A 24,240-nucleotide genomic window follows, 5' to 3' on the forward strand; every position below is an offset into this window, starting at 1 on the left:
ATGACATTTCACGAGGAGACGCCCATGCCAGACATCGACCAACTCTTACGTGAGTCTGCCCCCGAAGTCACTCTCCCTAGCAGCCTTGGCCCAGCCATGGCAGCCACAGTTCGTACCATCACCAGTGGCAGCCGGAAGCGAACCTTCCGACAGGGCCTCCAACGGACCGGCACCAGGTTCGCCGTGGGGGTGGCCGCGTTGAGCCTCGGCGCGATCGCACTTGTTTCTTCGCCTACTTGGTTCGACTCCCCCGCAACCACAGATCAGGCCAACAACTTGATCGACCCCAACGCATCCGACTTCGTGCTGGTGGCCACAAAACTGGCGCCTACCGATCTACCACTTCCCGACGGCGTGGCACTCCAAGATGCCATCGATCAGGTAGTCGATCAGTCAAAGGCCAGCTCCGCACCCTTGGTGGAGTCAAGCATCGCCGCGACATATGTCCGATACGCCCAGTGCCAGTGGATGCGCGTCTGGATCGATAAACAAGTCACGCCAGATGTTGCATCAGCCGCGTTGGAAAGCCTCGGCGATCCCGGTGCTTTCGTCGCTGTGGACGGCGGTGGCGTGCGCCGTCTGGAGAACCATGAAGGAACAGGGGCCTCCCCCGACCGCAACATCGATATGGCCCTCCTACGCAGCCTTTTTGAGGCCGAGTGCACAAACGGGCTGGGCGATGCTCCGAAGGCCGACCATTGAGAAGCCGCGACGAACTCGCCGCCCAGTTCGAGAACCTTGCAACTGACTACAGAGATCGCCTGATGGGATATTTACTCAAACGGGTTTCGTTCGACGACGCCCCAGATTTGGCCGCAGCAACACTGTTAACTGCGTGGCGACGGGCACGGGTGATGCCAACAGACGAGGAACAAGCCTTCTGGTGGCTCCTATCTATCGCTCGCAGAACCACGGCAAACTACCGACGAGGCATCATCCGCCAAAATGCCCTAGCCGATCGGCTTCGCGCAGTTCCCATGTCAGTCCAACCGGCCGTGGACACCGAGGCGCAACTCGTGCTCCGTGATGCCATCGCGAAGCTCTCCGACGACGACCAAGAACTCGTCAAACTCGTCTATTGGGACGGCCTGCCGATCAATGCCGCCGCCACTGTCCTCAGCATCGGCGAAGCGACCGCTCGAAAACGTATGCAACGAGCCCGCAAGAGCCTCCGAGTAACCCTGGAATCGGAGGACGACCAAATCACCCAACGTGCATAGCCAGCCAGCGTTCAAACTGTCCGACCGACAAATGGCTGCGTACATGGTCGCTCCCGCCTCAAGTGCCTTCGTCGTGAACTCGCAAGCTCGCGCAAGGATCTTCGTCACAGATCTCTATTTGATCGGTTTAACCGGCACCGACATCACGTGTCGGTACCAGGAGGTGCCTCAATGCACGGGATCGGAGCCCCCCGCACAGGAGAACTGAGATGCCGTACGTCGTCTACACGCACTCGGAACTTCGTAGAGAAGCACCCGACGCACAGGGCAGCCGCAGCGAACGACTTGCAGCCGCACTGGAGTCACTGGAAGACCGGGGGTGGATGCTGGTTGCAACCCCCACGCTGGCCGACGACGAGGGTTCTCGTTTCGTGTTCCACAAGGGCTGACACTCCCCCACGCACAGCAAGACCCCCGTACAGACAAGGTACGGGGGTCTTGTGCTGTCTACGGTACTTGCTTGCCCCGGAAGCCCGCAGACGCTCGCAGCACCGCTCAGAAGCCCGGAGAACGGCTCTGGCGCACTTCCCCGCCATGACACCGCACCAAGCCCTCAGAACGGCTCACAGCGCGTCTGGCGTGTCACGAGGGGGCAGGAAAGCCGATAACCGGGGAATCCGACATGTGTCATGTGTCATGGCTGTGTCATCTGGTGCCCCGGAAACGCAGCAGAGGCACTCCCTGATTTCTCAGAAAGTGCCTCTGACCTGCATCTTTACTACGTCGGGCTGACAGGATTTGAACCTGCGACCCCCTGACCCCCAGTCAGGTGCGCTACCAAGCTGCGCTACAGCCCGAATGTTTCCTGCGGTTTCCCGTGGCAACAAGAAAAACTTACCTCACAGGCCGCCCGAACAAGAATTCGGGGTCCATCCCCGGCCTCAAGCGGGCGCATCCGCACCCAGACTCACCCAACCAAGGACTCGAGCAGAACCTGGATCGATCCGATCAGCGGCGGCACCGCCAGAACACCCAGGAGCGACGTCCCGATCACCGCGGGCACCAGCCGGCCGGAACGACCGCCCAGGACACCTGTGAGCGTCGCCGCCGCAATGAGGACCCACCAGACCGCCATCATCATCAGCACGAGCGCTCCGATGCCACCTTGAGGGTCGTCGGGGGCATCGACGACGTCGCCGTAGGTCACGACCATGCCGACCGCGTACAAGACCAGCAGTGGGACCCCCACGCCGGCACAGATACGTCCCAAGGTGCGGGGCGTGGTCGAGGGCCCGGCAGCCGGGGCGGTGGACGGGGCGGTGATGTCGGTGTGAGTGCTCATGTGACCAGCCTTCCGCAGCCCGACGCCCTGCTCATGAGCACTCATGCTCAGACGCCTCGCGTTTCTCCCTGGAGTGCTCCGGGAACGACGAGCCTGAGAACGACGCAGGGCGCCGCCCGACGTGAGTCGGACGGCGCCCTACGTGTGCACGGTGCGTGCGGTTGAATCAGGAACGCTTGCGCTTCTCGCGCACGCGCTGCTCGATCTGGATCGGCGTACCGACGAAACCGAAGGTCTCGCGCAGACGACGCTCGATGAAGCGCTCGTAGGCGGCGTCGAGCTTGCCGGAGGTGAACAGCACGAAGTGCGGCGGAGCGGTCGCGACCTGGGTGCCGAAGAGGACCTTCGGCTGCTTGCCGCCACGCACCGGGTGCGGGTGCTCGGAGACGAGACGTCCCAGGAACGTGTTGAGCGCACCGGTGCCCACGCGGGTCTCCCAGCCCTCGAGCGCCTTGTTCAGCGCCGGGACGAGGCGGTCGATGTGCCAACCGGTACGGGCGGTCACGTTGATGCGCGGAGCCCACTGGACCTGAACGAGGTCGCGCTCGATCTCGCGCTCCAGGTAGTAGCGGCGCTCGTCGTCGACGAGGTCCCACTTGTTGAACGCGATCACCAGTGCACGGCCCGCCTCGCGGATCGTCTGGATGATGCGCATGTCCTGCTCGGAGATGGTCTGGCCACCGTCGATGACGAGGACGGCCACCTCGGCGCGGTCGATCGCGGTCGTGGTGCGCAGCGAGGCGTAGTACTCGTGACCCGAGGCTTCCTTGACACGCTTGCGGATGCCCGCGGTGTCGATGAAGCGCCAGGTCTCGCCACCGAGCTCGACCAGCTCGTCGACCGGGTCGACAGTGGTGCCGGCAGCGTTGTCGACCACGACGCGGTTCTCGCCGGCGAGCTTGTTGAGCAGCGACGACTTGCCGACGTTGGGCTTGCCGACGATCGCGATGCGACGCGGACCGCCGACCTCTTCGAAGCCGTGCTCGGGGAGTTCGGGCAGTGCACGCAGGCAGGCGTCCAGCAGGTCGCCGGAGCCACGGCCGTGCAGCGCGGAGATCGGGTAGGGCTCGCCCAGACCGAGGTTCCACAGACCGTAGGCCTCGGCCTCGGTGCGCATGTCGTCCACCTTGTTGGCGGCCAGCACGACCGGCTTGCCGGACTTGCGCAGGACCTTCACGACAGCGGCGTCGGTGTCGGTGATGCCGACGGTGGCGTCGACGACGAAGAGCACGGCGTCAGCCAGCGACACCGCGACCTCGGCCTGGCCGGAGATGGCCTCGGCGAGGCCCTCGGCGTCGGGGTCCCAACCGCCGGTGTCGACGACCGTGAAGATGCGGCCGTTCCAGTTGGCGTCGTAGGAGACACGGTCGCGGGTCACGCCGGGGCGGTCCTCGACGACGGCCTCACGACGGCCGATGATGCGGTTGACGAGCGTCGACTTGCCCACGTTGGGGCGGCCGACGACGGCCAGGACGGGGGTGGGGCCGACGTGAGTGTCGACGTCCGGGGTCTCGGTCATGGTGTTCCTCTGTGTACGAACCCGCTGGGGTACGCGGGTCGGATTCCTACTCCGGGACGGGGCCCGGCAGGTCGCGCCCGGTCAGGGCGCGGGCACGGAAGGCTTCTCCGCGCAGGTGCTGCTTCTTCAACGTCACGGCACCGCCCACGTGTTCCCGGGGTTCCAGGATCGTCGATCTGTTCGACTCTCCAGGGTTCACCGTAGACGATCTTGGGCCGCTGGCCACCGTCCCGGGGACTCCACTCACCCCGTGAGGGCTCGCGTGGGCCGGGAACGTGACCGGGCCCACGTCCGGCGTGGACGTGCGGGTCAGCGGCCGGCGCGTGCTGCCTCGACGAGCTCGAGGACCTGGTCGATGACCTCGTCGAGGGTGAAGAAGGTGGTGTCGATGTGCACCGCACCGTCGGCCATGGTCAGCGGAGCGGTCGTGCGGGTGGAGTCGATCCTGTCGCGGGCCAGCAACGACGCCTCGGTGGCGGCAACGTCGGATCCACCCTCCTCCAGCGCACGACGAGCGGCGCGGGCGGCCGGGTCAGCGGTCAGGTAGAGCTTGACGTCGGCGTCGGGCGCGACGACGGAACCGATGTCGCGGCCCTCGACGACGATGTCGCCGGCACCGATGATCTCGCGCTGCAGCTCGAGCAGACGGGTACGGACCGCGGGAACCGCTGCGACCGGGCTGACGGCCGCGACGACGTCCTCGCCACGGATCGCGACGCTCGCGTCCTCGCCGTCGACGTGGATCGTGGGGTTGCTCGGGTCGGTGCCGGAGACGATCTGGGTGACACCCGCGTGGGCAGCGACGGCGTCGGCGTCGTGGACGTCGACACCGGCCTTCAGCATGCCCAGGGTGATGGCGCGGAACATCGCCCCGGTGTCGAGGTAGCGGAAGCCGAGTCGGGTGGCGACGCCACGCGACGTGCTCGACTTGCCCGAACCCGAGGGTCCGTCGAGGGCGACGACGATGCCGGTGCGGCCGGTGATGGGGGTGTTCTGCTCTGCGCTCACGCGGAGATCCTACGCGGACGCTCCCCCACGACATGGGTCACCGGTGAGGCCCCGCAGTGCGGCTCAGCGGTGCGCGACCCAGTTCTTCGCCGCCAGCGCCTCGAGCAGGGTGTCGGCGTGGGTCTCGTCGACGACGAGTTCCACCAGACCGACGGGACGGCTCGGGTCGTGGTCGATCCGGATGTCCTCGACGCTGATCCGGGTCTCGACGGCGTCAGCGAACAGCGTCGCGAGCTGGCCGGGTTCGTCGGCGATCGTGACCCAGACCGAGGCCATCGGACGGGCCGGACCGCCGTGCTTGCCCGGGATCGCGCGGGTCCCGACGTTGCCGCGGGTCAGGATCTCCTCGAGGCCGCCACGGTCACCGGAACCGATCGCGGTGATCGCGGCGTCGAGCTGCTCGCGCACCTCGCCGAGGAGGTCGAGGACGGCGTCGCGGTTCCCGGTGACGATCTGGGCGTAGAGACGCGGGTCCCCGGCGGCGACACGGGTGACGTCGCGGACGCCCTGGCCCGACAGGTTGAGGTAGGCCTCGGGGGCCTCGGCCAGACGTCCGGCGACGAGGGCGGCCATCAGGTGCGGGACGTGGGAGGTGCGGGCCACGGCCCGGTCGTGCTCGTCGGGCGTGAGCCAGACCGGCACGGCACCGGTGAGCCGGACCAGTTCCTCGACCAGTTCGACGGCGGCGTCGTCGGAGCCCAGGTGCGGGGTGATCGCCCAGGGACGTCCCTCGAAGAGCGCGGCGTGACCGGCGAGCGGCCCGGAACGCTCGGAGCCGGCCATCGGGTGACTGCCGACGTAGCGGGCGGCCTCGGGGTGGTCAGCGACGACGGCGAGCGGGGCGGCCTTGACCGAACCGACGTCGGTGACGACGGTGTCGGTGCCTGCGGTCTCGGTGAGGATCGACGCGATCACCGGGCCGAGGTGGTCCGGCGGGACCGCCACGACCACGACCTGCGCCCGGTCGCCGGGCTGCTTGGCGCGACCGGCGCCGAGACCGGACGCAGTGCGCACGTGCTCGGCAGAGACGTCGCTGAGCAGTACGTCGAGGCCCGCTGCAGTGCAGGCGAGCGCGAGGGAGGTACCGAGAAGACCGGTACCCACCACTTCCACAGGTCCGGTGAGGGTCACGCCGAGAAATCCTAGGCCGTCACCCTCACCGCACCTGACGGGGTACTCAGATCTGGGCAGCGTCGAGCAACACACCGAGCTCGTCGGTGGTGAGCTCGCGGATCTCGCCCAGCGGCAGACGGCCCAGCTTGACCGGACCGAACTGGGTACGCGTCAGGCGGATGACGGGGTGGCCGACCTCGGCGAGCAGGCGACGCACGATGCGGTTGCGACCCTCGTGGATGACCAGCTCGACGATGCTGCGGCCCTTGGCATTACCACGACCGGCCTCGATCACCTTGACCTGCTTGACCTCGACCGGACCGTCCTCGAGGACGACGCCCGCACGGAGCTTCTTCAGGACGTTGGGGAAGACCTCGCCCTCGACCTCGGCGACGTAGGTCTTGTCGACCTCGTAGGACGGGTGCGCCATCTTGTGGGCGAAGTCGCCGTCGTTGGTCAGCAGCAGCAGACCGGTGGTGTCGGTGTCGAGACGACCGACGTGGAAGAGGCGCTCGGGACGGTCCGCGACCAGGTCGCTGATCGTGCGACGACCCTCGGGGTCGCTCATGGTGGAGACGACGCCCCGGGGCTTGTTGAGCACCAGGTAGACGTTGGCGTTGATCGGGGGCAGGCGCTTGCCGTTGACGTGGATGACCGCGGTGGCCGGGTCGACCTTCGTGCCGAGACGGGAGACGACCTCACCGTTGACCTCGACGAGACCGTCGAGCATGAGTTCTTCGCACTTGCGGCGCGAGGCGACACCGGACTTGGCGAGGAGCTTCTGGAGACGGATCTGGCCGTCCTCCTCGAGCTCGATGGTGCGGCGTTCCTCGGGGGTGTTCATGCGGATGCGTCCGTCTCTTCTACGTCGGGGGCTGCGGGGTCGTGCGTGTGCTGGGTGCTGGGGGCGGGTCCTGCCACCGCGGCCAGTTCGTCCTCGACGTCGACCATGTCGGGCAGGTACGGGGCCAGCTCGGGCAGGTCGTCGAGGCTGGTCACCCCGATCCGTTCCAGGAAGTAACTGGTGGTGCGGTACAGGTTCGCCCCTGAAGTCTCGTCGGTCCCGCACGGTTCCACCAGTCCGCGCGCCAGCAGGGTCCGCATCACGCCGTCGACGTTGACGCCACGGATCGCCGAGATCCGGGCCCGGGAGACCGGCTGCTTGTAGGCGACCACCGACAACGTCTCCAGCGCCGCTTGGGTGAGGCGGGCCTGCTGACCCTCCAGCACGAACGCCTCGACGACGTCGGCGTACTCGGGTCGGGTGTAGAAGCGCCAGCCTCCGGCGACGGGGCGCAGGTCGAAGCCGCGTCCCTGGGCGGTGTACTCCCCCGCCAGAGCACGCAGGGCGGTGGTGACCTCCTCGGGCCCACGGCCCACCGCGTCGGCGAGCGTGGTGGCGTCCAGGGGCTGGTCGGCGACCATCAGGACGGCTTCCAGGGCTGCCCGGAAACGGGAGTCGTCAGAGGGCTGCACGAGGTTCCTCCGGATCGTGGTCGGCGTGGTCGGTACGCGCGGTGCCGTCGAACTCGTCGACACCGGAGAGGTCTGCTGGCGTGGCGCTCTCCCCCACCCAGGTGACGCGGAGTTCGCCCATCGGGGTCGTCTGGTCGAAGGCGAGCACGGCGTCGCGGAACAGTTCCAGCAGCGCCAGGAACCGCGCCACGGTCGTGAGCGTGTCCTCGGCGTCCGCGCAGAGTTCGGCGAAGGTCAGGGTGCCGTGCTCGCGGAGCCGGTCGGCAACGAGCTCGGCCTGGTCACGCACTGAGACGTGCGGTGCGTGCACGTGCGCGGTCGGGATCTGCGGGGCCAACTTGGGTGTGAGTGCCTTGGCTGCCATCGCCGCGAACTGCTCCAGCCCGACCCCGATGAGGACGTCCGGCAGCAGGTTCGCGAACCGTTCCTCCAGCCCGACGGCGCGCGGGTAGCGCAGTGCCTCCGATCCCAGACGCTGCTCCAGCACACCGGCGACCTCCTTGAAGGCGCGGTACTGCAGCAGGCGGGCGAAGAGCAGGTCCTTGGCCTCCAGGAGCGCCAGGTCCTCGTCGTCCTCCACCTCGGCCTGGGGCAGCAGGCGGGCAGCCTTGAGGTCCAGCAGAGTGGCCGCGACGAGCAGGAACGACGTCGTCTGTTCCAGGTCGCCCTCGGGCCCCAGGGCTCGGACGTGGGCGATGAACTCGTCGGTGACCTGACTGAGTGCCACCTCGGTGATGTCGAGCTTGTGCTTGGCAATGAGGCCGAGGAGCAGGTCGAAGGGACCCTCGAAGACGTCGAGGTGGACGGAGAACTCGCGGTTCTCCGCCACCTTCACGTCGGCGCTGGGCTGAGCGGCACCGGCGACAGAGGACGCCGGGGGCACCCGGTCAGTCCTCCAGGAGTCGCTTGACCAGCGCGCTGTCGTCGCCGTTGGCCTCGAAGTCGGCCAGGACCATCGCGATCGCCTCACGCACCACGCGACCGCGGTCCACGGCCAGACCGTGACTGCGACGCAGCGTCAGGCGCGCGTGCTCGAGGTCGAGGAGCTCGTCGGAGGTGACGTAGACCGTCATCTTCTCGTCGTGGCGCACCCGGCCCGAGGACTTCTTCTCCAGTGCTGCGGCGGCACTCACGGTCGCCTTGGCGACCTTGGGACGGTCCGCTGCAGCGGCGGTGCGCTTGCGCGCCGGCTTGGCGGTGGGCGTCTCGGCCACTTCTTCGGCGACCTCGGCGCTCACGACGCGTTCTGCCACTGCCTCGACGGCGGTGGGACGGAACAGGTCGTCAGCGGCCGGGAGACTCACCCGACGTGCCACCGGGCGGCCACCTCCCGTGCGAGCTGACGGTAGGCCTCCGCGCCGGGCGAGGAGGAGGCGTAGGAGGTGATCGGCTCACCGGCGACGCTGGAGTCGGCGAACTTCACCGTGCGACGGATGACGGTGTGGAAGACGGTGTCTCCCCACGCCTGGACCAGACGCTCCATGACCTCGCGGCTGTGCAGCGTGCGGCCGTCGAACATGGTGCCCAGGACGCCGTCGACCTGCAGACGCGGGTTGAGACGCTGGCGGACCTTGTCGATGGTGGTCTTGAGCAGCGCGACGCCACGCAGCGCGAAGTACTCGCACTCGAGCGGCACGATGACGCCGTGGGCGGCCGTCAGCGCGTTGACGGTCAGCAGACCGAGCGACGGCTGGCAGTCGATCAGGATGACGTCGTAGAACTCGAGGGCGGGCTCGAGGGCGCGGAGCAGGGTCTGCTCACGGGCGACCTCGTTGACCAGCTGCACCTCGGCGGCCGAGAGGTCGATGTTGGACGGCAGCAGGTCGACGCCCTCGATGCCGGTCTCGACGACGACGTCGGTGAAGTCGATGTCGTCCTGCAGCAGCAGGTTGTAGACCGTGAACTCCATGTCGTGGGGGTTGAGCCCCAGGCCGACCGAGAGCGATCCCTGCGGGTCGAAGTCGACGAGGAGGACCTTGCGGCCGTACTCCGCGAGGGCGGCACCCAGGTTGATGGTGGTCGTGGTCTTGCCGACGCCACCCTTCTGGTTGCACATCGCCACGATCCGCGCGTTGCCGTGCGTGGTGATCGGGGTCGGCTCGGGGAAAACCGGCAGCGGACGGCCGGTGGGGCCGATCTCGGCTGCGGGATCGACCTGGGTCTGGACGGCGAGGGGCTCGCTCACTCTGACCTCTTCTGTCGTGGCTGAATGGGGAACGGGCGGGGGTGGGAGGCGTCCGGCTGTGTGCCGTGTCGACTCGCCGACTTCTCGCCCTGCTGTCGCGACTCTAGGCGTCGGCCGACAACAGCGACAAGGAGACCCCGGAATCAAGTGCCCGGGACTGTGAAACGGTGCACACTCACAGCCGCCGGGCGCCTCGTGGGTGTGTGTCAGAGACGACGCATGGCGGCGGTGGCGAGCACCAGTTCGCCGGCCTCGTCGGTGGCGTCGCAGTCCAGCACCGCCTCGATCACCCAGTCGCGGTGGCCTTCGGGGTCCGACAGGGTCTGTGCGACGCGGCGGATCCGCACCACGAGGTCTTCGTCGGCACCCACCGGGGTGCCCTGCTCCTCGGGACCGATCTCGAGCCACTGCGGGCCACGGGCGTCAGCGTCGGTGAGCACCTTCTCGTGCTCGTCGTAGTACTCCTCCAACGCCTCGTCCCACGAGGAGCGAGTCATGACGACCTCGCGCGAGGGCTCGACCCGGTCGGCCGCCTCGCGCTCGGCACGCATGAGCGTGTCGAGGTCGTCGCGGGACACACCGACCACCTTGGCGAACATCGCGTTGCGCAGCATGACGTTCAGGGCGCGCTCGCGCTTGGAGAGCGGACGCGGGCTGGAGACGGTGTCGGGCTGCGCGAGTCGGGCGGCCACGGCCTCGGGGTCAGTGAGCGCCTCCCACTCGTCGAGCAACGAGGAGTCGGTCTGACGCACGACCTCGCCGAGCCACTCCACCATGTCCTCGAACTCGGGGGTGCGCACGCGCTCGGGCACCGAGTGCCGCAGGGCGCGGTAGGCGTCGGTGAGGTAGCGCAGGACCAGACCCTCGGAGCGGGCGATCTGGTAGCGGCCCACGAAGTCGGTGAAGCTCATGCCCTGCTCGAACATCTCGCGCACGATCGACTTCGGTCCCAGGGCGTCCTCGGGCAGCCACGGGTGGGTCTGGCGGTACGTCTCGTAGGTGGCGCCGAGGAGTTCGGCGAGCGGCTGGGGCCAGGTGATCTGCTCCAGCAGCGCCATCCGCTCGTCGTACTCGATGCCGTCGGCCTTCATCTCGTTGACGGCCTCGCCGCGGGCAGCGAACTGCTGGGCGAACAGGATCTGGCGGGGCGCCTCGAGGACGGCCTCCATCACCGAGACGACGTCGAGGGTGTAGTCGGGCGACTCCGGGTCCAGGACGTCCATCGCGGCGAGCGCGAACTGGCTCAGCGGCTGGTTGAGGGCGAAGTCCTCGCTCAGGGCGTCGTTGACGACGTAGCGGCGACCGAACTCGTCGACCTCGTCGAGGCGCACCAGCACTTCGGAACGCACCAGAGCCTTCGTCAGGCGCAGGGCACGACGCGACAGCTTGAGCTGGTTGCGACGGTCCTCGTGGTTGTCGTTGAGGAGGCGACGCATCACGGCGAACGCGTCCTCCTCGCGGGAGACGACGTTGAGGATCATCGAGTCGTCGACCTTCATCCGCGAACGCAGCGGCTCCGGCGTCGACTCCACCAGCTTGGTGAAGGACTGCTCGCTCCACACCACGGCACCCTCGGGTGCCTTCTTCAACGTCGGCTTTGACTTCTTCTTCGGGTTGGCCGCGTTCTTGGCCTCCGACTTCGCCTTCGCCTTCTCGTTGTCGATGACGTGCTCGGGCGCCTGCACGACGACGTACCCGACGGTGTCGAAGCCGGCACGTCCGGCGCGACCGGCGATCTGCAGGAACTCACGGCTGCGCAGGATCCGCTGACGCGACCCGTCGAACTTGGCCAGGCCGGTGAAGAGCACCGTGCGGATCGGGACGTTGATGCCGACGCCGAGGGTGTCGGTGCCGCAGATGACGGTGAGCAGGCCCTGCTGGGCCAACTGCTCGACCAGACGGCGGTACTTGGGCAACATGCCGGCGTGGTGGACGCCGATGCCGGCCTTGAGGAGCTTGTTCAGCGTCTTGCCGAAGCCGGCACCGAACCGGAAGCCCTCGAGCTTCTCGTTGATCTCGTCCCGACGCGGCGACTTCTTCATGCCCTTGAGCAGGTTGGAGGCGTGCTCGACCGCCGCCGCCTGGGTGAAGTGGACGACGTAGACCGGCGACTGGTGGGTCTCGATCAGCTCCGCGAGGGTGTCGTCGAGGTGCTCCATCGACCAGTTGAAGTGCAGCGGCACGGGACGCTCGGCGTCGTCGACGATCGCGGACTCGCGGCCGGTGCGGGCGCTGAGGTCCTCGCGCAGTTCGGTGGTGTCGCCCAGGGTGGCCGACATCAGCAGGAACTGGGCCTGCGGGAGCTCCAGCAGGGGCACCTGCCAGGCCCAGCCGCGGTCCGGGTCGCCGTAGTAGTGGAACTCGTCCATGATCACCATGCCGACGTCGGCGTCGGAGCCCTCGCGCAGCGCGATGTTGGCGAGCACCTCGGCGGTGCAGCAGATGATCGGGGCGTCGGCGTTGACCGAGCCGTCACCGGTGAGCATGCCGACGTTGTCGGCGCCGAAGGTCTCGCACAGGGCGAAGAACTTCTCGCTGACCAGCGCCTTGATCGGGGCGGTGTAGAACGAGACCCGGTCGGTGGCCATCGCGGCGGCGTGAGCACCGAGTGCGACCAGCGACTTGCCCGAACCGGTCGGGGTGGCCAGGACGACGTTGTTGCCGGAGAGCAGTTCGAGGACGGCTTCCTCCTGGTGCGGGTAGAGCGTGATGCCCTCCCCCGTCGTCCAGTCGGTGAAGGCGTCGTAGAGAGCGTCCTCGCCCTCGACGTCCAGCCACCACTCGCTCATGCGTGCCACGTCGGGTCCTGCTTCCTCGGCCGTCGCTGCGGCCGGTCTGTTCGTCCGGTGCGTCCTCAGTCGAGGGCGCGGGGGTGTGCGGTCGCGAAGACCTCACGAAGATTGTCCACCGTCACCAACGTGTACACCTGTGTCGTGGTCACCGAGGCGTGGCCCAGAAGTTCCTGGACGACACGGACGTCGGCACCGCCGTCGAGCAGGTGCGTGGCGAAGGAGTGCCGCAACGTGTGCGGCGAGACGTCGCGGGTGATGCCGGCCCGTTCGGCCGCCTTCACCAGGACGCTCCATGCACTCTGCCGCGAGAGCCGACCGCCGCGGGCATTGAGGAAGACCGCAGGGCCGCCCTTGCCGTTGCCGACCAGATCGGTGCGCGCGTTGCGCAGGTAGTTCTCGAGTGCCTCGACGGCGTAGGAGCCGATCGGGACGATCCGTTCCTTGGAGCCCTTGCCGCGCAACAGCACGGTCCGGGCGTGCAGGTCGAGGTCGTCGATGTCGAGGCCGACGGCCTCGGAGATGCGGGCGCCGGTGCCGTAGAGCAGCTCCAGCAGGGCCTTGTCGCGCAGGGACAGCGGCGTGCCCTCGCTGCCGGAGGCCTCGATCAACGCCTCGACGTCGCTCAGCGGCAGTGCCTTGGGGAGGCGTTTGGTGGGCGTGGGCGGCTTGACGTCGCTGGCGACGTCGACGTCGACGAGACCGTCGCGGACGCAGAACTTGTGGAAGCCACGTACCGCCACGACGGTGCGAGCCGCCGAGGTGGCGCTCAGCGCAGTGTGGTCGGCGTCGCCCTCGCGCAGGTGCACGAGGAAGTCCGCCACCGCTGTGGTGGTGACGTCGGGAACCGTCGCGACCCCGCGGGCGTCGAGGAAGGCCAGGTAGCGCTTGAGGTCACGTCGGTAGGACTGGACAGTGTTGGCCGCCAGACCGCGTTCGACGGTGAGGTGGTCGAGGTAGGTGCGCAGGGCGTCGACGACGGGCGTGGCCCGGACCAGGGACGACGAACTCACACCTTGCCCCGGGTGCGGAGCACCTCGTAGGCCAGGACGGCCTGCACGAGCGGTCCTTCACGGACCTGCCCTTCCAGGACCGCGTCGAGCAGCTCGTCGAACGGAGCCCAGAAGGTCTCCATCTCGGCCTCCTCGGCGTGCAGTTCGAAGTCGCCGCGCGAGAGGTGGCTCAGGCCGCGGGCCAGGAAGATCTCGTGGACCTCGCTCAGGATCCCGGCCGAGGGGAACGTGCTCAGCAGGTGGGTCCACTCGGTGGCGGCCAGTTCGGCCTCCTCACGCAGTTCACGCTGCGCGGTCTCCACCGGGGGTTCACCGTCGGCGTCGCGCAGCCCCGCGGGGAGCTCGACGAAACGGTGCCCCGACGTGTGGCGGTACTGGCGCAGGAGGAGGACACGGTCGTCCTCGTCGATCGCCAGCACCACCACAGCGCCGGGATGCTCCACCGAGAGTCGGTGGAATCGTTCCTCGGGATGCCCGGGTCGGCTCACCTCGTCCTCACGGACGGCGACGACCCAGGCATCCCGGTGCACGTCACGAGAACTGTGCACCGGCCAGCTGGCCGGCACGTCCCTCAGTTCGTCGTGAGTGCTCATGCGTGTGCCTTCAGGCGTTCTTCTGGCGCTCGAGGGCAGCCTCGACCAGACCGGCGAACAGCGGGTGCGGACGGGTCGGGCGGGACTTCAGCTCGGGGTGCGCCTGGGTACCGATGAAGTACGGGTGCACCTCGCGCGGCAGCTCCACGAACTCGACGAGGTCGAGGTCGGGGTTGAGGCCGGAGAAGACCAGGCCGGCCTCCGCGAGCTGGTCGCGGTAGGCGTTGTTGACCTCGTAGCGGTGACGGTGACGCTCGGTGATCGAGGCCTCGCCGTAGACGGCGCGGGCCAGAGTGCCCTCGCCGAGAGCGGCCGGGTAGGAGCCCAGACGCATGGTGCCGCCCAGGTCGCCTGCACCGTCGACGATCGACTTCTGCTCCTCCATGGTCGCGATGACCGGCTGGGCGTTGTCGGGGTCGAACTCGGTGGAGCCGGCCTCGGTCAGACCGCACATGTTGCGGGCGTACTCGATGACCATGCTCTGCATGCCCAGGCACAGACCCAGGGTCGGGATGCCGCGGGTACGGGCGAAGGTGAGGGCGCCGAGCTTGCCCTCGAGGCCACGGATGCCGAAGCCACCGGGGACGCAGATCGCGTCGACGTCGCCGAGGTTCTCCAGGGCGCCTTCCTCGGTCTCGCACAGGTCAGCAGCGACCCAGCGGATGTTGACCTTGGCGTAGTGGGCGAAGCCACCGGCGCGCAGGGCCTCACCCACGGAGAGGTACGCGTCGGGGAGGTCGACGTACTTGCCGACCAGGGCGACGGTTACCTGGTGCTTGGGGTTGTGGACGCGGTCGAGCAGGTTGTCCCACAGGGTCCAGTCGACGTCACGGAACGGAAGGTCCAGACGACGGATCAGGTACGCGTCGAGGTGCTCGGCGTGCAGCACCTTGGGGATGTTGTAGATCGACGGGGCGTCGGCGCAGGTCACGACGGCCTCGAGGTCGACGTCGCACATCAGCGCGATCTTGCGCTTGATGCCCTCGGGGAGGTCGCGGTCGGCGCGACAGACGACGGCGTCGGGCTGGATGCCGATGTTGCGCAGTGCAGCGACCGAGTGCTGGGTCGGCTTGGTCTTGAGCTCACCCGACGGGCCGATGTAGGGCACCAGGGAGACGTGGACGAAGAAGACGTTCTCGCGGCCGATCTCGTGGCGGACCTGGCGGGCGGCCTCAAGGAACGGGAGGGACTCGATGTCGCCCACGGTGCCACCGATCTCGGTGATCACGAGGTCGACGTCGTCGCCACCCATGGCGAGGATGCGGTCCTTGATCTCGTTGGTGATGTGCGGGATGACCTGCACGGTGTCACCGAGGTAGTCGCCGCGACGCTCCTTCGCGATCACGGTCGAGTAGACCTGACCGGTGGTCACGTTGGCGATCTGGTTGAGGTTCGTGTCCAGGAAGCGCTCGTAGTGGCCGACATCGAGGTCGGTCTCGGCGCCGTCCTCGGTCACGAAGACCTCGCCGTGCTGGAACGGGTTCATGGTGCCCGGGTCCACGTTGAGGTACGGGTCGAGCTTCTGCATGGTCACGCGGAGACCGCGGGCCTTGAGGAGGCTACCCAGGCTGGACGCCGTGAGCCCCTTGCCGAGGGAGGAGACGACGCCTCCCGTGACGAATACGTGCTTGGTGGCAGAGGACTTGTTCACGGGCTTCAATGCTACCTCAGCGGGACCGTTCCGTCAGAACCTGTGGCACCGAAATTTCCACCTTGGGTGTCGAACGAGCGTGCCAGGGCCAGGACAGCTGTGGTCTGTCCCACCACCTGCTCTGCTCCGTCCACGCTCGTGGCCGCTCCCCAGGCGTCGTCGCGACGAACCCGGTCCATCTGGTCGTCGCGCTCCGACGTGTCGGAGACCACCACGGTCCCGACCGAACGACGCGACAGTCCACGCACCAGACCGGACAGGATCGCGTCACCGCCGTCGCCGGAGACCTCGTCGCCGGAGACGACCAGGACCAGGGGGGCCAGCCGGGTGACCTCGGCAGCCTGCGGCAGCAGGTTGGCGCCGACGAGGCCCTCGGAGACGGTGCCGGCCTCTGCGCGGACCGTCGCACCGGCGGTCTCGGTGGTGCTGAGCGTGAGGGCGATCAACTCGCCGGCACGCTCGTAGGTGGTCGCGTTGCCGCTGACGCTGCCCGCAGGGACCTGGGACAGCATCTGGGTGGTCAGGGACTCCACGAGGCCCTTCTCTGCGGGGTTGACCAGGCTGGAGCCGAGCTCCTGGACGGCGGTGACGGTGCCGCCCGCGGCGCCGACCGCCTCACGCAGCGCGTCCACGGTGGACGCCTTGGCTCCCGGCAGGGTCACCATCGCCACCTGGCGTCCCTTGAGGGCGCCCGCGAGGATCCGGTCGGAGGTGTCGGCCACGAAGTCGTTGCCGAAGTCGGCGATCGTCTCGGTTTCGTCGAGACGGTCCTTGAGCGCCGCGGTGTTCTCGTCGGTCCCCCGGCCCAGGTCGCTGAGCGGGCCGCCCCCCAGGACCACCCCGACCGCGAGGGCGAGGAAGACGGCCACCAACGTGGCGACGTGGGTACGGAACGAGATCACTGGAACTTCCCCTGGATGGTGTCGATGAACTGAGAGCTGGAGTCGCCGAGGTCGTCGGCCCATTCCTGGCCCACGGGCGTGGTCGCGACCGCGGCGCCGAGGGCGATCGCACCGGCGGCGACGAGCGCCAGCAGGTGACGGGGACGGACCCGACCGGAGTAGAGCGTGGCGAGCGCGGAGACGTCCACCAGCCGTGCACCGACCTTGAGCCGGGTCAGGTAGGTGCTGGCGATGCCGGAACGCTGGCGGTCCAGGAAGTCCGAGAGGGTCGCGTGCAGACCGGCTCCCACGATGACGCTGGCACCGGACGCATCAGCCAGCAGCAGGGCCACGTCGTCGGTGGTGGCCGAGGACTCGAAGGTCGAGGCGCGGATGCCGCGCTGGGCGAGGAGTTCGGCGATCTGCGCGGAGGCTCCGCGGTCGGCGCGCACCACGACGTCGCGGGCCGAGCGCAGCGCCTTGGGGCTGACCCGGTCTCCGGCTGCGTGCGAGCCGGAGAGCACCACGACGTCGCTGCGCACGCGACGCTTGCGCAGCGTCTCGAGCGCGGTGTCGACGGCGATCACGACCGGCTTCTGCTCGGCGAGGAAGCGGCGGGTCTGCTTGAGGTGCGTCTCGAGGTCGTTGCCGGGCACGAAGACCACCACCGGACGACCGGCGACGCGGGTGGCCAGGGTGGGCACTCCCCCGCCGTCGAGCAGGACGTCCTGCTCACGGCGCAGGAACTCGGCGCTGTTGTGGGTGAAGCTCTCCAGCTGGTGAGTGAGCCCCTCGCGGGACTCCTGCAGCAGCGCGGCGACGGTCTCCTGGTCGAGCCGGCGGCCGGTGAGGGTGCGCCCGCGCCCCACCTGCACCTGGTCGGCGTCGACGGTGAGGACGTCACCGGTGCTGACCTGGGTGACGAGTTCTGGTCCCACCTGGTCGACGACGACGACACCTGCGTCCACCAGCACCTGCGCGCCCTGGGTCGGGAAGCGGCCCGACACGGTGGCGGAGGCGTTGAGCACGGCGACGACGCCGGCATCGAGGAGGCGGTGGGCGGTGTCCCGGTCGAGGTCGAGGCGGTCGATGACCGCGATCTCTCCCTCGCGGAGGCCCGGGAGTTCGGCGCGGTGACCGCGATCGACGCGGGCGGGGCCGGTGACACCGGCAACGCCGGCCTGGGCACGACTTCTGGTGGAGAACTTCATGACGTCGCCATGATCCCAAAGAGAGGGGACGTCACGCCGCAGGGTCGATTCATCAGCGCGTCGCGCGAGCGGTCTCGATCAGTTCCCGGGCGTGGGCCAGCGCTGTGTCGGACTCGTCGAGTCCGGCCAGCATCCGCGACAGTTCACGTTCACGCTCGTCCTCGGCCAGGGTCACCAGTCCCGAGCGGGTGACGGTGCCGTCGCTGGACTTGGCCACGACGATGTGACGGTCGCCGAAGGCGGCGACCTGCGGCAGGTGGGTCACCACGAGCACCTGGGAGGTGCGCGCCAGTTGGGCCAGGCGGCGCCCGATCTCGATCGCTGCCTTGCCACCCACACCGGAGTCGACCTCGTCGAAGACGAAGGTGGGCACCGTCGTGGTGCCGGCGAGCACGACCTCCACGGCCAGCATGACGCGGGAGAGCTCACCTCCCGAGGCGCCCTTGTCGAGAGCTCGGGCCTTCATTCCGGCGTTGGCGGCGAGCAGCAGCTCGATCTCGTCGACGCCGTGAACGGTGGAGCGCACCCAGCGCCCGTCGACGAAGAGGGTGCCGGTGGTGTCGCCGTCGACGGAGTCGCCGGGCACGACCTGCTGGGTCACCTCGACACTGACCCGGGCGTGCGGCATCGCCAGCAGCGTCAGTTCCTCGCTGACCGCATCCCCGAGGCGAGCGGCCGCCTCGCGCCGCAGTGCGGACATCTGGGAGGCGAGACCGGCGAGCTTCTCGCGCAATGCACGACGTTCGGCACGCAGCGTCTCGATCCGGGTGTCGTCGTCGTCGAGTTCGAAGAGTCGCGCAGCTGCGGTGCCCGACCACGCCAGGACCTCGTCGATGGTGTCGCCGTACTTGCGGGTCAGGCGCAACAGGTCTGCACGACGCTCGCTGACCGCGGCCAGTCGCGCAGGATCAGTCTCCAACGACGACGCGTAGGAGGCGACGTCGCCGGCAAGGTCGGTGACGAGGTAGTTGACCTCGATGAGGCGGTCCGCGAGGGCAGCTGCCTCGGGGTCGTGCTCGCGGACCGACTCCAGCGCGCGACGGGCAGCCGTCACGGTCCCGAGGGTGTCGGGGTTGCCCTCCTCCGAGGACAGCGCCTCGCGAGCGGTCTCGGCCGCATGGCGCAACGTGTCGGCGAAGCCGAGGCGGGTCTCCTCTGCAGCGAGTTCGACGTCCTCACCGGACTCCGGCGCGACCTTCTCGATCTCTTCCAGAGCGTTGCGGAGCTGGTCGGCCTCCAGTGCGCGTTCGCGGGTGGAGTGGATGACCTCGTGCAGGGTCTTCTCCACCTTCGTCAGGCGACGGTGGTCGGTGCGGTACTCCTCGGCGATGACCCGCAGCGCTTCTCCCGCGTAGCGGTCCAGGGCCTCGCGCTGCGCGGCCGGCTTGAGGAGTCGGTGCTGGTCGGACTGTCCGTGCACTGCGACGAGCGGCTCCGCGACGCCGGCGAGTTTGGCAGCGGGAACGCCTGCGCCGCCCACCCACGCCCGCGAGCGTCCCTCGGCGGAGATGTTGCGGGCCAGCACGACGTGTCCGTCCTCGGCGACGCCGCCGAGGTCCTCGACGGTGGCCACGAACTCGTCGAGTCCGTCGGTGCGCACCACGCCTTCGACCCGGGCGTGGCTCGCGCCGGTGCGCACGGCACCGGAGTCGGCGCGACCGCCGAGCAGCAGCCCGAGGGCGGTCACCACCATCGTCTTGCCAGCCCCGGTCTCACCGGTGATGACGGTCAGGCCGGGACCGAGTTCCAGCGTGGACGCCTCGATGACGCCCAGCGAACTGATCCTGATCTCCTCGAACATCGTGGGACTCCTCGTGAAGTGGTCGGCGGGAAGTACGGGTCGGAGGTGCGCGGACCGCGAGTGGGTTCAGGTGGCCTGACGACGTCGACGTTCGGCCGAACCACGCCAGCCCTCGACGCTGAGGTCGAACTTGGCGACCAGTCGGTCGGCGAACGGTGCTGCGTGCAACCGCACCAAGCGGACCGGGGTCGCCCCTCGACGCACCTCGATCCGTGCCCCGGGGGGCAGGTCGAACGTCCGACGACCGTCGCACCACAGCACGCCTGCGCTACCGCTGTCGGCGAGCACCTCGACGGCCAGCACCGACGACGGCGCCACCACCATGGGGCGGGCGAAGAGGGCGTGGGCAGAGATCGGCACGATCAGGAGCGCTTCGACCTCGGGCCACACGACGGGGCCGCCGGCACTGAAGTTGTAGGCGGTGGAGCCGGTCGGGGTCGCGCAGACCACTCCGTCGCAGCCCCACCGTGAGATCGGGCGACCGTCGACCTCGACGACCACCTCGAGCATCCGCTCACGGGCCGCCTTCTCGACGCTCGCCTCGTTGAGCGCGAACGTGGAGGCAACGACCTCCTTGCCCACCACGACGTCGACGTCGACGGTGAGCCGGTCCTCGATCGTGTAACGCCCCTCGACGAGGGCCTCGATCGTGGAGTCCACGTCGTCCTCCTCCGCCTCGGCGAGGAAACCAACGTGCCCCAGGTTGACGCCCAGCAGCGGGGTTCCGCTGGTGTGGGTGTACTCCGCGGCACGCAGGATGGTGCCGTCGCCCCCGATGACGACCGCGAGCTCGCAGTCGGCACCGACGTCCTCGCCCTCGGCGACCACTTCGACCACCGGGGTGAACGAGGAGGGCTCGATGCCCAGCTCGTCGGCGGTCTCGTGCGGAACCCGCACGATGATGCCGTGGCTGGTGAGCGCCTCGAGGAAGGACATCGCCACCGTGCGTGCAGCTTCACGCCCGGTGTGGGCGATCAGCAGGACACGACGGTGCGGGGCGAGGGCCGCGTTCACCTCTGGTCCTCGGTCGACCCCTGGCCGTGAGTCTTCTCGTCGTACTTCTGGGCGGACTTCTCCGCTGCCTTGGTACCGAGGTCGGAGGTGCGCTGCACCTCGGCGTCAATCTCCTCGACACCGATGGTGGCCTCGCCCTTGCGCAGCAGCAGGAAGAACTCGACGTTGCCTGACGGACCCGGGAGCGGGCTGACGGTGACGGCGCGTGCGCCCCATCCGCGCTGGGCCGCGGCCTCGGCGACCGTCGCGACCGCTTCGGTGCGCAGGGCGAGGTCGCGGACGACGCCGCCCTTGCCGACGCGGTCCTTGCCGACCTCGAACTGTGGCTTGACCATGAGTGCGAGCGAACCGTCGTCTGCCATCACCGAGAGCAGCGCGTCGAGCACGAGGGTCAGCGAGATGAAGGAGAGGTCTCCCACCACGAGGTCGACGGGCTCGCCAACGATCTCCGGCGAGAGCTCACGGATGTTGGTGCGGTCGTGGACCTCCACGCGGTCGTCGTTCTGCAGACGCCAGACGAGCTGGCCGTAGCCGACGTCGACGGCGAGGACCCGCTTGGCGCCTCGCTGCAGGAGGACGTCGGTGAAGCCACCGGTGGAGGCACCTGCGTCGAGGCAGCGCTTGCCCTCGACCTCGAGGCCGAAGGGCGCGAACCCTTCCAGGGCGCCGACGAGCTTGTGGGCTCCGCGCGAGGCGTAGTCGGGCTGGTCGGGGTCTTCACGCACGACGATCGCGACGTCGGTCGTGACACCGGTGGCGGGCTTGCGGGCCAGGACGCCCTGGACCTTGACGCGTTCCTCGGAGATGAGGGTGCTGGCGTGTTCGCGCGAACGCGCCAGACCACGGCGGACCAGTTCTTGGTCGAGCCGGAGACGACGGGGAGGCACTGTGCTCGTCACGCCCCTGCGTCGTCGGGGCGTGCTGCGGACTGGTCGGCGTCGAGCGAGCGTCGCAGCTCGTCGTGCACCCGCTCGAAGACGGCCACGCGTTCGGCGACGGGCAGCTCGTGCACGTTCACCACCTGCGAGAGGACACGGTCGACGCCGGCCACGCCGGTCTGGGCAGCGCGGATCTCCGGCACGGAGCCGGAAGCCTCGCTTGCGTGAGTCGGTGTGGCTCCACCGAGCAGTGATTCAGCCATGGGACGAGGTTACCTCTCAGGACCGACAGTTCACCGCAGCGGCGGCACGGCGTTGTGGACAAGTACGGGCGTACCCGTGGCGTCGAGGTGCTCCCACGCAGCATGGGCCGCGACGCGCCACCAGTCTGCCTCCGAGCCGGCGCCCTCGACGCGCAGTTCACCCGCTTCCACCCGCGCGCTCCAGCCGCCCAGCGCGTGCGCGCCGGCCTCGGTGCGGGTCGGAACGCCCTGGGGCACGAACGCGCTCTCCAGAGTCGGGCAGATGAAGTGGGGACGCAGACGCGGGGTCGCTGCCACGAGTTCACTGAGTCCGGTCACACCGGTGAGCACCAGGATCGTGTCGACGTCCGCGTTGCGACCACCCTCGATGTCGGTGTCGAGGCGGTCGCCCACCATCACCGGACGCTGCGCGGAGTTGCGGGCGATCGTTGCGTCCAGCAGGGGACGCTCGGGCTTCCCGGCAACCCGCGGCGTGACACCGGAGTACTCCTGGATCAGCTTCACCAGCAGACCGTGGCCCGGGAGCGGGCCGGCCGGGGTCGGGAACGTGCGGTCGGTGTTGGAGGCGGTCCACGGCACACCGGCGCGCACGCGGGCGGCACCGGCCATGATCGTCTTCCAGACGACGTCGGGACCGTAGCCGGTCAACACCTCGACGACGTCGGGGTCCGTGGCGTCCGTGGTCGGCACCAGACCGACCTCGCTGATCGCGGCCTCGAGGCCGGGACCACCGACGACGAGCACCTTGCTGCCCTGCGGGTGCGAACCTGCGACGAGAGCGGCTGCTGCCTGGGCCGAGTTGACGACGTCCTCGTCGGAGCAGTCGATGCCCAGCTCACGCAGGTGTTCCGCCACCACGGCGGTGGGACGAGCGGCGTTGTTGGTGACGAACGCCGCGCCTACGCCGGCTGCGCTCATCCTTCGCAGGACCTCAGGGACCCCGGGAACGGCGTCCGGACCGACGTAGATCACACCGTCCAGGTCGAACATGAACAGGTCGTGTCGCTCGACCAGCGGAACCAGTGATTCCAACAACATCCAGAGTCTCCTTCACTCACCGCGGTGCGCGCCCCATACGATGCTGGGATGCACGTCTCGGACTCAACACCTTCGCACGTCGAGGTTCCCGCTTCCCCTGCGGCCCCGGTGCTCCTGCACCCGTTCCGTGGCGTACGTCTCTCACCTCGACGGATTGCCCACCCGGCGGTGGCTCGCGCCTTCGCGCGCCCCTACAACGAGGTCGCCCAACGACTACTCGAGTGGCAGGACGAGGGGTATGTCGACGTCGACCAGTCCCCCGCCCTCTACCTGCACGAATACACCGTGACCGGCATGACCATCCGCGGCATCGTGGGCACTCTCGACCTCTCCACCCGTGCGCTCAACGACGCGGAACGCACCGTGTACGCCCATGAGGGGATCCACGCCGAGCAGACTGCAGAGCTGGCGACCCGCATGTTCGAGATGGGGGTCAACCCCGCCCCCATCCTGCTGGTGCACCACGGCACCCAAGCCCTGCGACAGATGCTCGACACCGTCAGCAGCCGCGCACCGCAGCACGAGTACGAGGACCGTTCCGGTCAGCTCAACCGGCTGTGGCGAATCGAGGACGCCGAGGAGATCGCGGTGGTCACCCACCAGCTCTCCGCGACGCAGTTGATGATCGCCGACGGCCACCACCGCTACGCCGCCTACCTGCGTCTCCAGGAGCAGAACCCGGGTACTCCTTGGGACCGCGGTCTGGTGATGGTGGTCGACCAGGACGACACTCCGTTCTTCCTGGGCGCCATTCACCGCACCTTCCCCGGAGTCACCTTGACGGCCCTGAGCGACGCTCTCAGGAGCATCGGAGCCGAAGTCACTGCCGTGTCCCCCGATGGCGGCATCTCTGCTCTCAATGCCTCGTCCTGGGTGGCCACCGACGGCACCTCGTGGATCCAGGTCCGGGTCGAGGCCAACCGCAGTCCGGTCGAGCATCTCCACCTCGACGTCGTGCCGCGCCTGCAGGGTGCCGCCGGTGTCGCCCACCACCACACCGTCGACGAGGCGCTCCAGCACGCTGGGGTCGGGCAGGTCGCTGTGCTGCTGCCGGCCCCCGGCTACGACCTCCTGGACCGTGCCATGGACGAGGGTCGCCTCCTTCCGGAGAAGGCAACCTCTTTCCAGCCCAAGCCCAACATCGGCGTCCTGATGCGCTCGGCCGACTCGGAGCTCCTTCCGACACGCTGACACTGCTTTCTTGGAACGCAGAGAGGGCCCCACCGATGCCGGTGGGGCCCTCTCTGCGTGTCTCGCGACGCAAGTCCTGGCGCATGCACTGCCAGGTGCGGAGCGCACCCCGGC

General features: G+C 68.6%; 24 protein-coding genes and 1 tRNA gene. 4 read left to right on the top strand and 21 right to left on the bottom strand.

Going from position 1 to position 24,240, the window contains the following annotated elements; genetic code table 11:
- Positions 1-24 precede the first annotated feature (24 nt).
- From EOV43_RS08855 to EOV43_RS08865, 3 genes are all read left to right on the top strand, one after another.
- On the top strand, positions 25-702 hold the full coding sequence (locus EOV43_RS08855; protein WP_128220965.1) for a hypothetical protein: 678 nt from the start codon (positions 25-27) through the stop codon (positions 700-702).
- Positions 699-1,220 carry an RNA polymerase sigma factor gene (locus EOV43_RS08860; RefSeq protein WP_128220966.1) on the top strand — a complete coding sequence of 174 codons (522 nt, stop codon included), beginning with the start codon at positions 699-701 and terminating at the stop codon, positions 1,218-1,220. Before EOV43_RS08855 ends, EOV43_RS08860 begins: the two co-directional genes overlap by 4 nt.
- Positions 1,221-1,429: 209 nt before the next feature.
- Entirely contained in the window at positions 1,430-1,609 is a 180-nt protein-coding gene (locus EOV43_RS08865; protein WP_128220967.1) for a hypothetical protein, read from the top strand.
- Between the two features lie 334 nt (positions 1,610-1,943).
- Here the strand turns inward: EOV43_RS08865 and EOV43_RS08870 are convergent.
- From EOV43_RS08870 to EOV43_RS08970, 21 genes are all read right to left on the bottom strand, one after another.
- A tRNA-Pro gene (locus EOV43_RS08870) sits at positions 1,944-2,017 on the bottom strand.
- 110 nt (positions 2,018-2,127) lie between these two features.
- Complete coding sequence (locus tag EOV43_RS08875) at positions 2,128-2,502, bottom strand: hypothetical protein (RefSeq protein WP_128220968.1); 375 nt, start codon at positions 2,500-2,502, stop codon at positions 2,128-2,130.
- 166 nt (positions 2,503-2,668) lie between these two features.
- Positions 2,669-4,021, bottom strand: coding sequence for a ribosome biogenesis GTPase Der (gene der / locus EOV43_RS08880; protein WP_128220969.1), 1,353 nt, complete (start codon positions 4,019-4,021; stop codon positions 2,669-2,671).
- A 309-nt stretch (positions 4,022-4,330) separates the two neighbouring features.
- Positions 4,331-5,029, bottom strand: coding sequence for a (d)CMP kinase (gene cmk / locus EOV43_RS08885; protein ID WP_128220970.1), 699 nt, complete (start codon positions 5,027-5,029; stop codon positions 4,331-4,333).
- A 63-nt stretch (positions 5,030-5,092) separates the two neighbouring features.
- Complete coding sequence (locus tag EOV43_RS08890) at positions 5,093-6,160, bottom strand: prephenate dehydrogenase (protein WP_128220971.1); 1,068 nt, start codon at positions 6,158-6,160, stop codon at positions 5,093-5,095.
- 46 nt (positions 6,161-6,206) lie between these two features.
- Positions 6,207-6,986, bottom strand: coding sequence for a pseudouridine synthase (locus tag EOV43_RS08895; protein WP_128220972.1), 780 nt, complete (start codon positions 6,984-6,986; stop codon positions 6,207-6,209).
- Positions 6,983-7,618, bottom strand: coding sequence for an SMC-Scp complex subunit ScpB (scpB, locus tag EOV43_RS08900; RefSeq protein ID WP_338323514.1), 636 nt, complete (start codon positions 7,616-7,618; stop codon positions 6,983-6,985). Before scpB ends, EOV43_RS08895 begins: the two co-directional genes overlap by 4 nt.
- Entirely contained in the window at positions 7,605-8,501 is an 897-nt protein-coding gene (locus EOV43_RS08905) for a segregation and condensation protein A (protein WP_206611301.1), read from the bottom strand. Before EOV43_RS08905 ends, scpB begins: the two co-directional genes overlap by 14 nt.
- Before the next feature lie 4 nt (positions 8,502-8,505).
- Positions 8,506-8,934, bottom strand: a complete 429-nt coding sequence (locus EOV43_RS08910) for a hypothetical protein (RefSeq protein ID WP_128220974.1) — start codon at positions 8,932-8,934, stop codon at positions 8,506-8,508.
- Positions 8,919-9,803: a ParA family protein gene (locus EOV43_RS08915; RefSeq protein ID WP_239022042.1), complete on the bottom strand. Its 885-nt coding sequence runs from the start codon at positions 9,801-9,803 to the stop codon at positions 8,919-8,921. Before EOV43_RS08915 ends, EOV43_RS08910 begins: the two co-directional genes overlap by 16 nt.
- A gap of 206 nt (positions 9,804-10,009) precedes the next feature.
- The gene (locus EOV43_RS08920) at positions 10,010-12,592 is read right to left on the bottom strand and encodes a DEAD/DEAH box helicase (RefSeq protein ID WP_128222234.1); all 2,583 of its coding nucleotides are present in this window, start codon (positions 12,590-12,592) and stop codon (positions 10,010-10,012) included.
- A 65-nt stretch (positions 12,593-12,657) separates the two neighbouring features.
- A complete protein-coding gene (gene xerD, locus EOV43_RS08925) occupies positions 12,658-13,605 on the bottom strand; it encodes a site-specific tyrosine recombinase XerD (protein ID WP_239022043.1) in 948 nt (315 codons plus the stop codon).
- Entirely contained in the window at positions 13,602-14,198 is a 597-nt protein-coding gene (locus EOV43_RS08930) for an NUDIX domain-containing protein (protein ID WP_128220975.1), read from the bottom strand. The genes xerD and EOV43_RS08930 overlap by 4 nt, the downstream gene beginning before the upstream one ends.
- Before the next feature lie 10 nt (positions 14,199-14,208).
- Positions 14,209-15,849 (bottom strand): CTP synthase, encoded by a 1,641-nt coding sequence (locus EOV43_RS08935; protein WP_206611302.1) that lies wholly within the window; start codon positions 15,847-15,849, stop codon positions 14,209-14,211.
- A gap of 11 nt (positions 15,850-15,860) precedes the next feature.
- On the bottom strand, positions 15,861-16,751 hold the full coding sequence (locus tag EOV43_RS08940; protein ID WP_164878798.1) for a copper transporter: 891 nt from the start codon (positions 16,749-16,751) through the stop codon (positions 15,861-15,863).
- Complete coding sequence (steA, locus tag EOV43_RS08945; RefSeq protein WP_128220978.1) at positions 16,748-17,941, bottom strand: putative cytokinetic ring protein SteA; 1,194 nt, start codon at positions 17,939-17,941, stop codon at positions 16,748-16,750. Before steA ends, EOV43_RS08940 begins: the two co-directional genes overlap by 4 nt.
- A 52-nt stretch (positions 17,942-17,993) precedes the next feature.
- The gene (recN, locus tag EOV43_RS08950; RefSeq protein WP_128220979.1) at positions 17,994-19,742 is read right to left on the bottom strand and encodes a DNA repair protein RecN; all 1,749 of its coding nucleotides are present in this window, start codon (positions 19,740-19,742) and stop codon (positions 17,994-17,996) included.
- Positions 19,743-19,808: 66 nt separating this feature from the next.
- Positions 19,809-20,756, bottom strand: a complete 948-nt coding sequence (locus tag EOV43_RS08955) for an NAD kinase (RefSeq protein ID WP_128220980.1) — start codon at positions 20,754-20,756, stop codon at positions 19,809-19,811.
- Positions 20,753-21,655, bottom strand: a complete 903-nt coding sequence (locus tag EOV43_RS08960) for a TlyA family RNA methyltransferase (RefSeq protein WP_338323513.1) — start codon at positions 21,653-21,655, stop codon at positions 20,753-20,755. Before EOV43_RS08960 ends, EOV43_RS08955 begins: the two co-directional genes overlap by 4 nt.
- Positions 21,652-21,897, bottom strand: coding sequence for a hypothetical protein (locus EOV43_RS08965; protein ID WP_128220981.1), 246 nt, complete (start codon positions 21,895-21,897; stop codon positions 21,652-21,654). Before EOV43_RS08965 ends, EOV43_RS08960 begins: the two co-directional genes overlap by 4 nt.
- 30 nt (positions 21,898-21,927) lie before the next feature.
- Positions 21,928-22,935 carry an HAD-IIA family hydrolase gene (locus tag EOV43_RS08970; protein ID WP_128220982.1) on the bottom strand — a complete coding sequence of 336 codons (1,008 nt, stop codon included), beginning with the start codon at positions 22,933-22,935 and terminating at the stop codon, positions 21,928-21,930.
- Positions 22,936-22,983: 48 nt separating this feature from the next.
- Here EOV43_RS08970 and EOV43_RS08975 point away from each other — a divergent pair, with 48 nt between their 5' ends.
- Positions 22,984-24,126, top strand: coding sequence for a DUF1015 family protein (locus EOV43_RS08975; RefSeq protein ID WP_128220983.1), 1,143 nt, complete (start codon positions 22,984-22,986; stop codon positions 24,124-24,126).
- The last annotated feature ends 114 nt before the right edge of the window (positions 24,127-24,240 follow it).

Origin of the sequence: Nocardioides yefusunii (genome assembly GCF_004014875.1) — a bacterium.
Classification (GTDB): Bacteria; Actinomycetota; Actinomycetes; order Propionibacteriales; family Nocardioidaceae; genus Nocardioides; species Nocardioides yefusunii.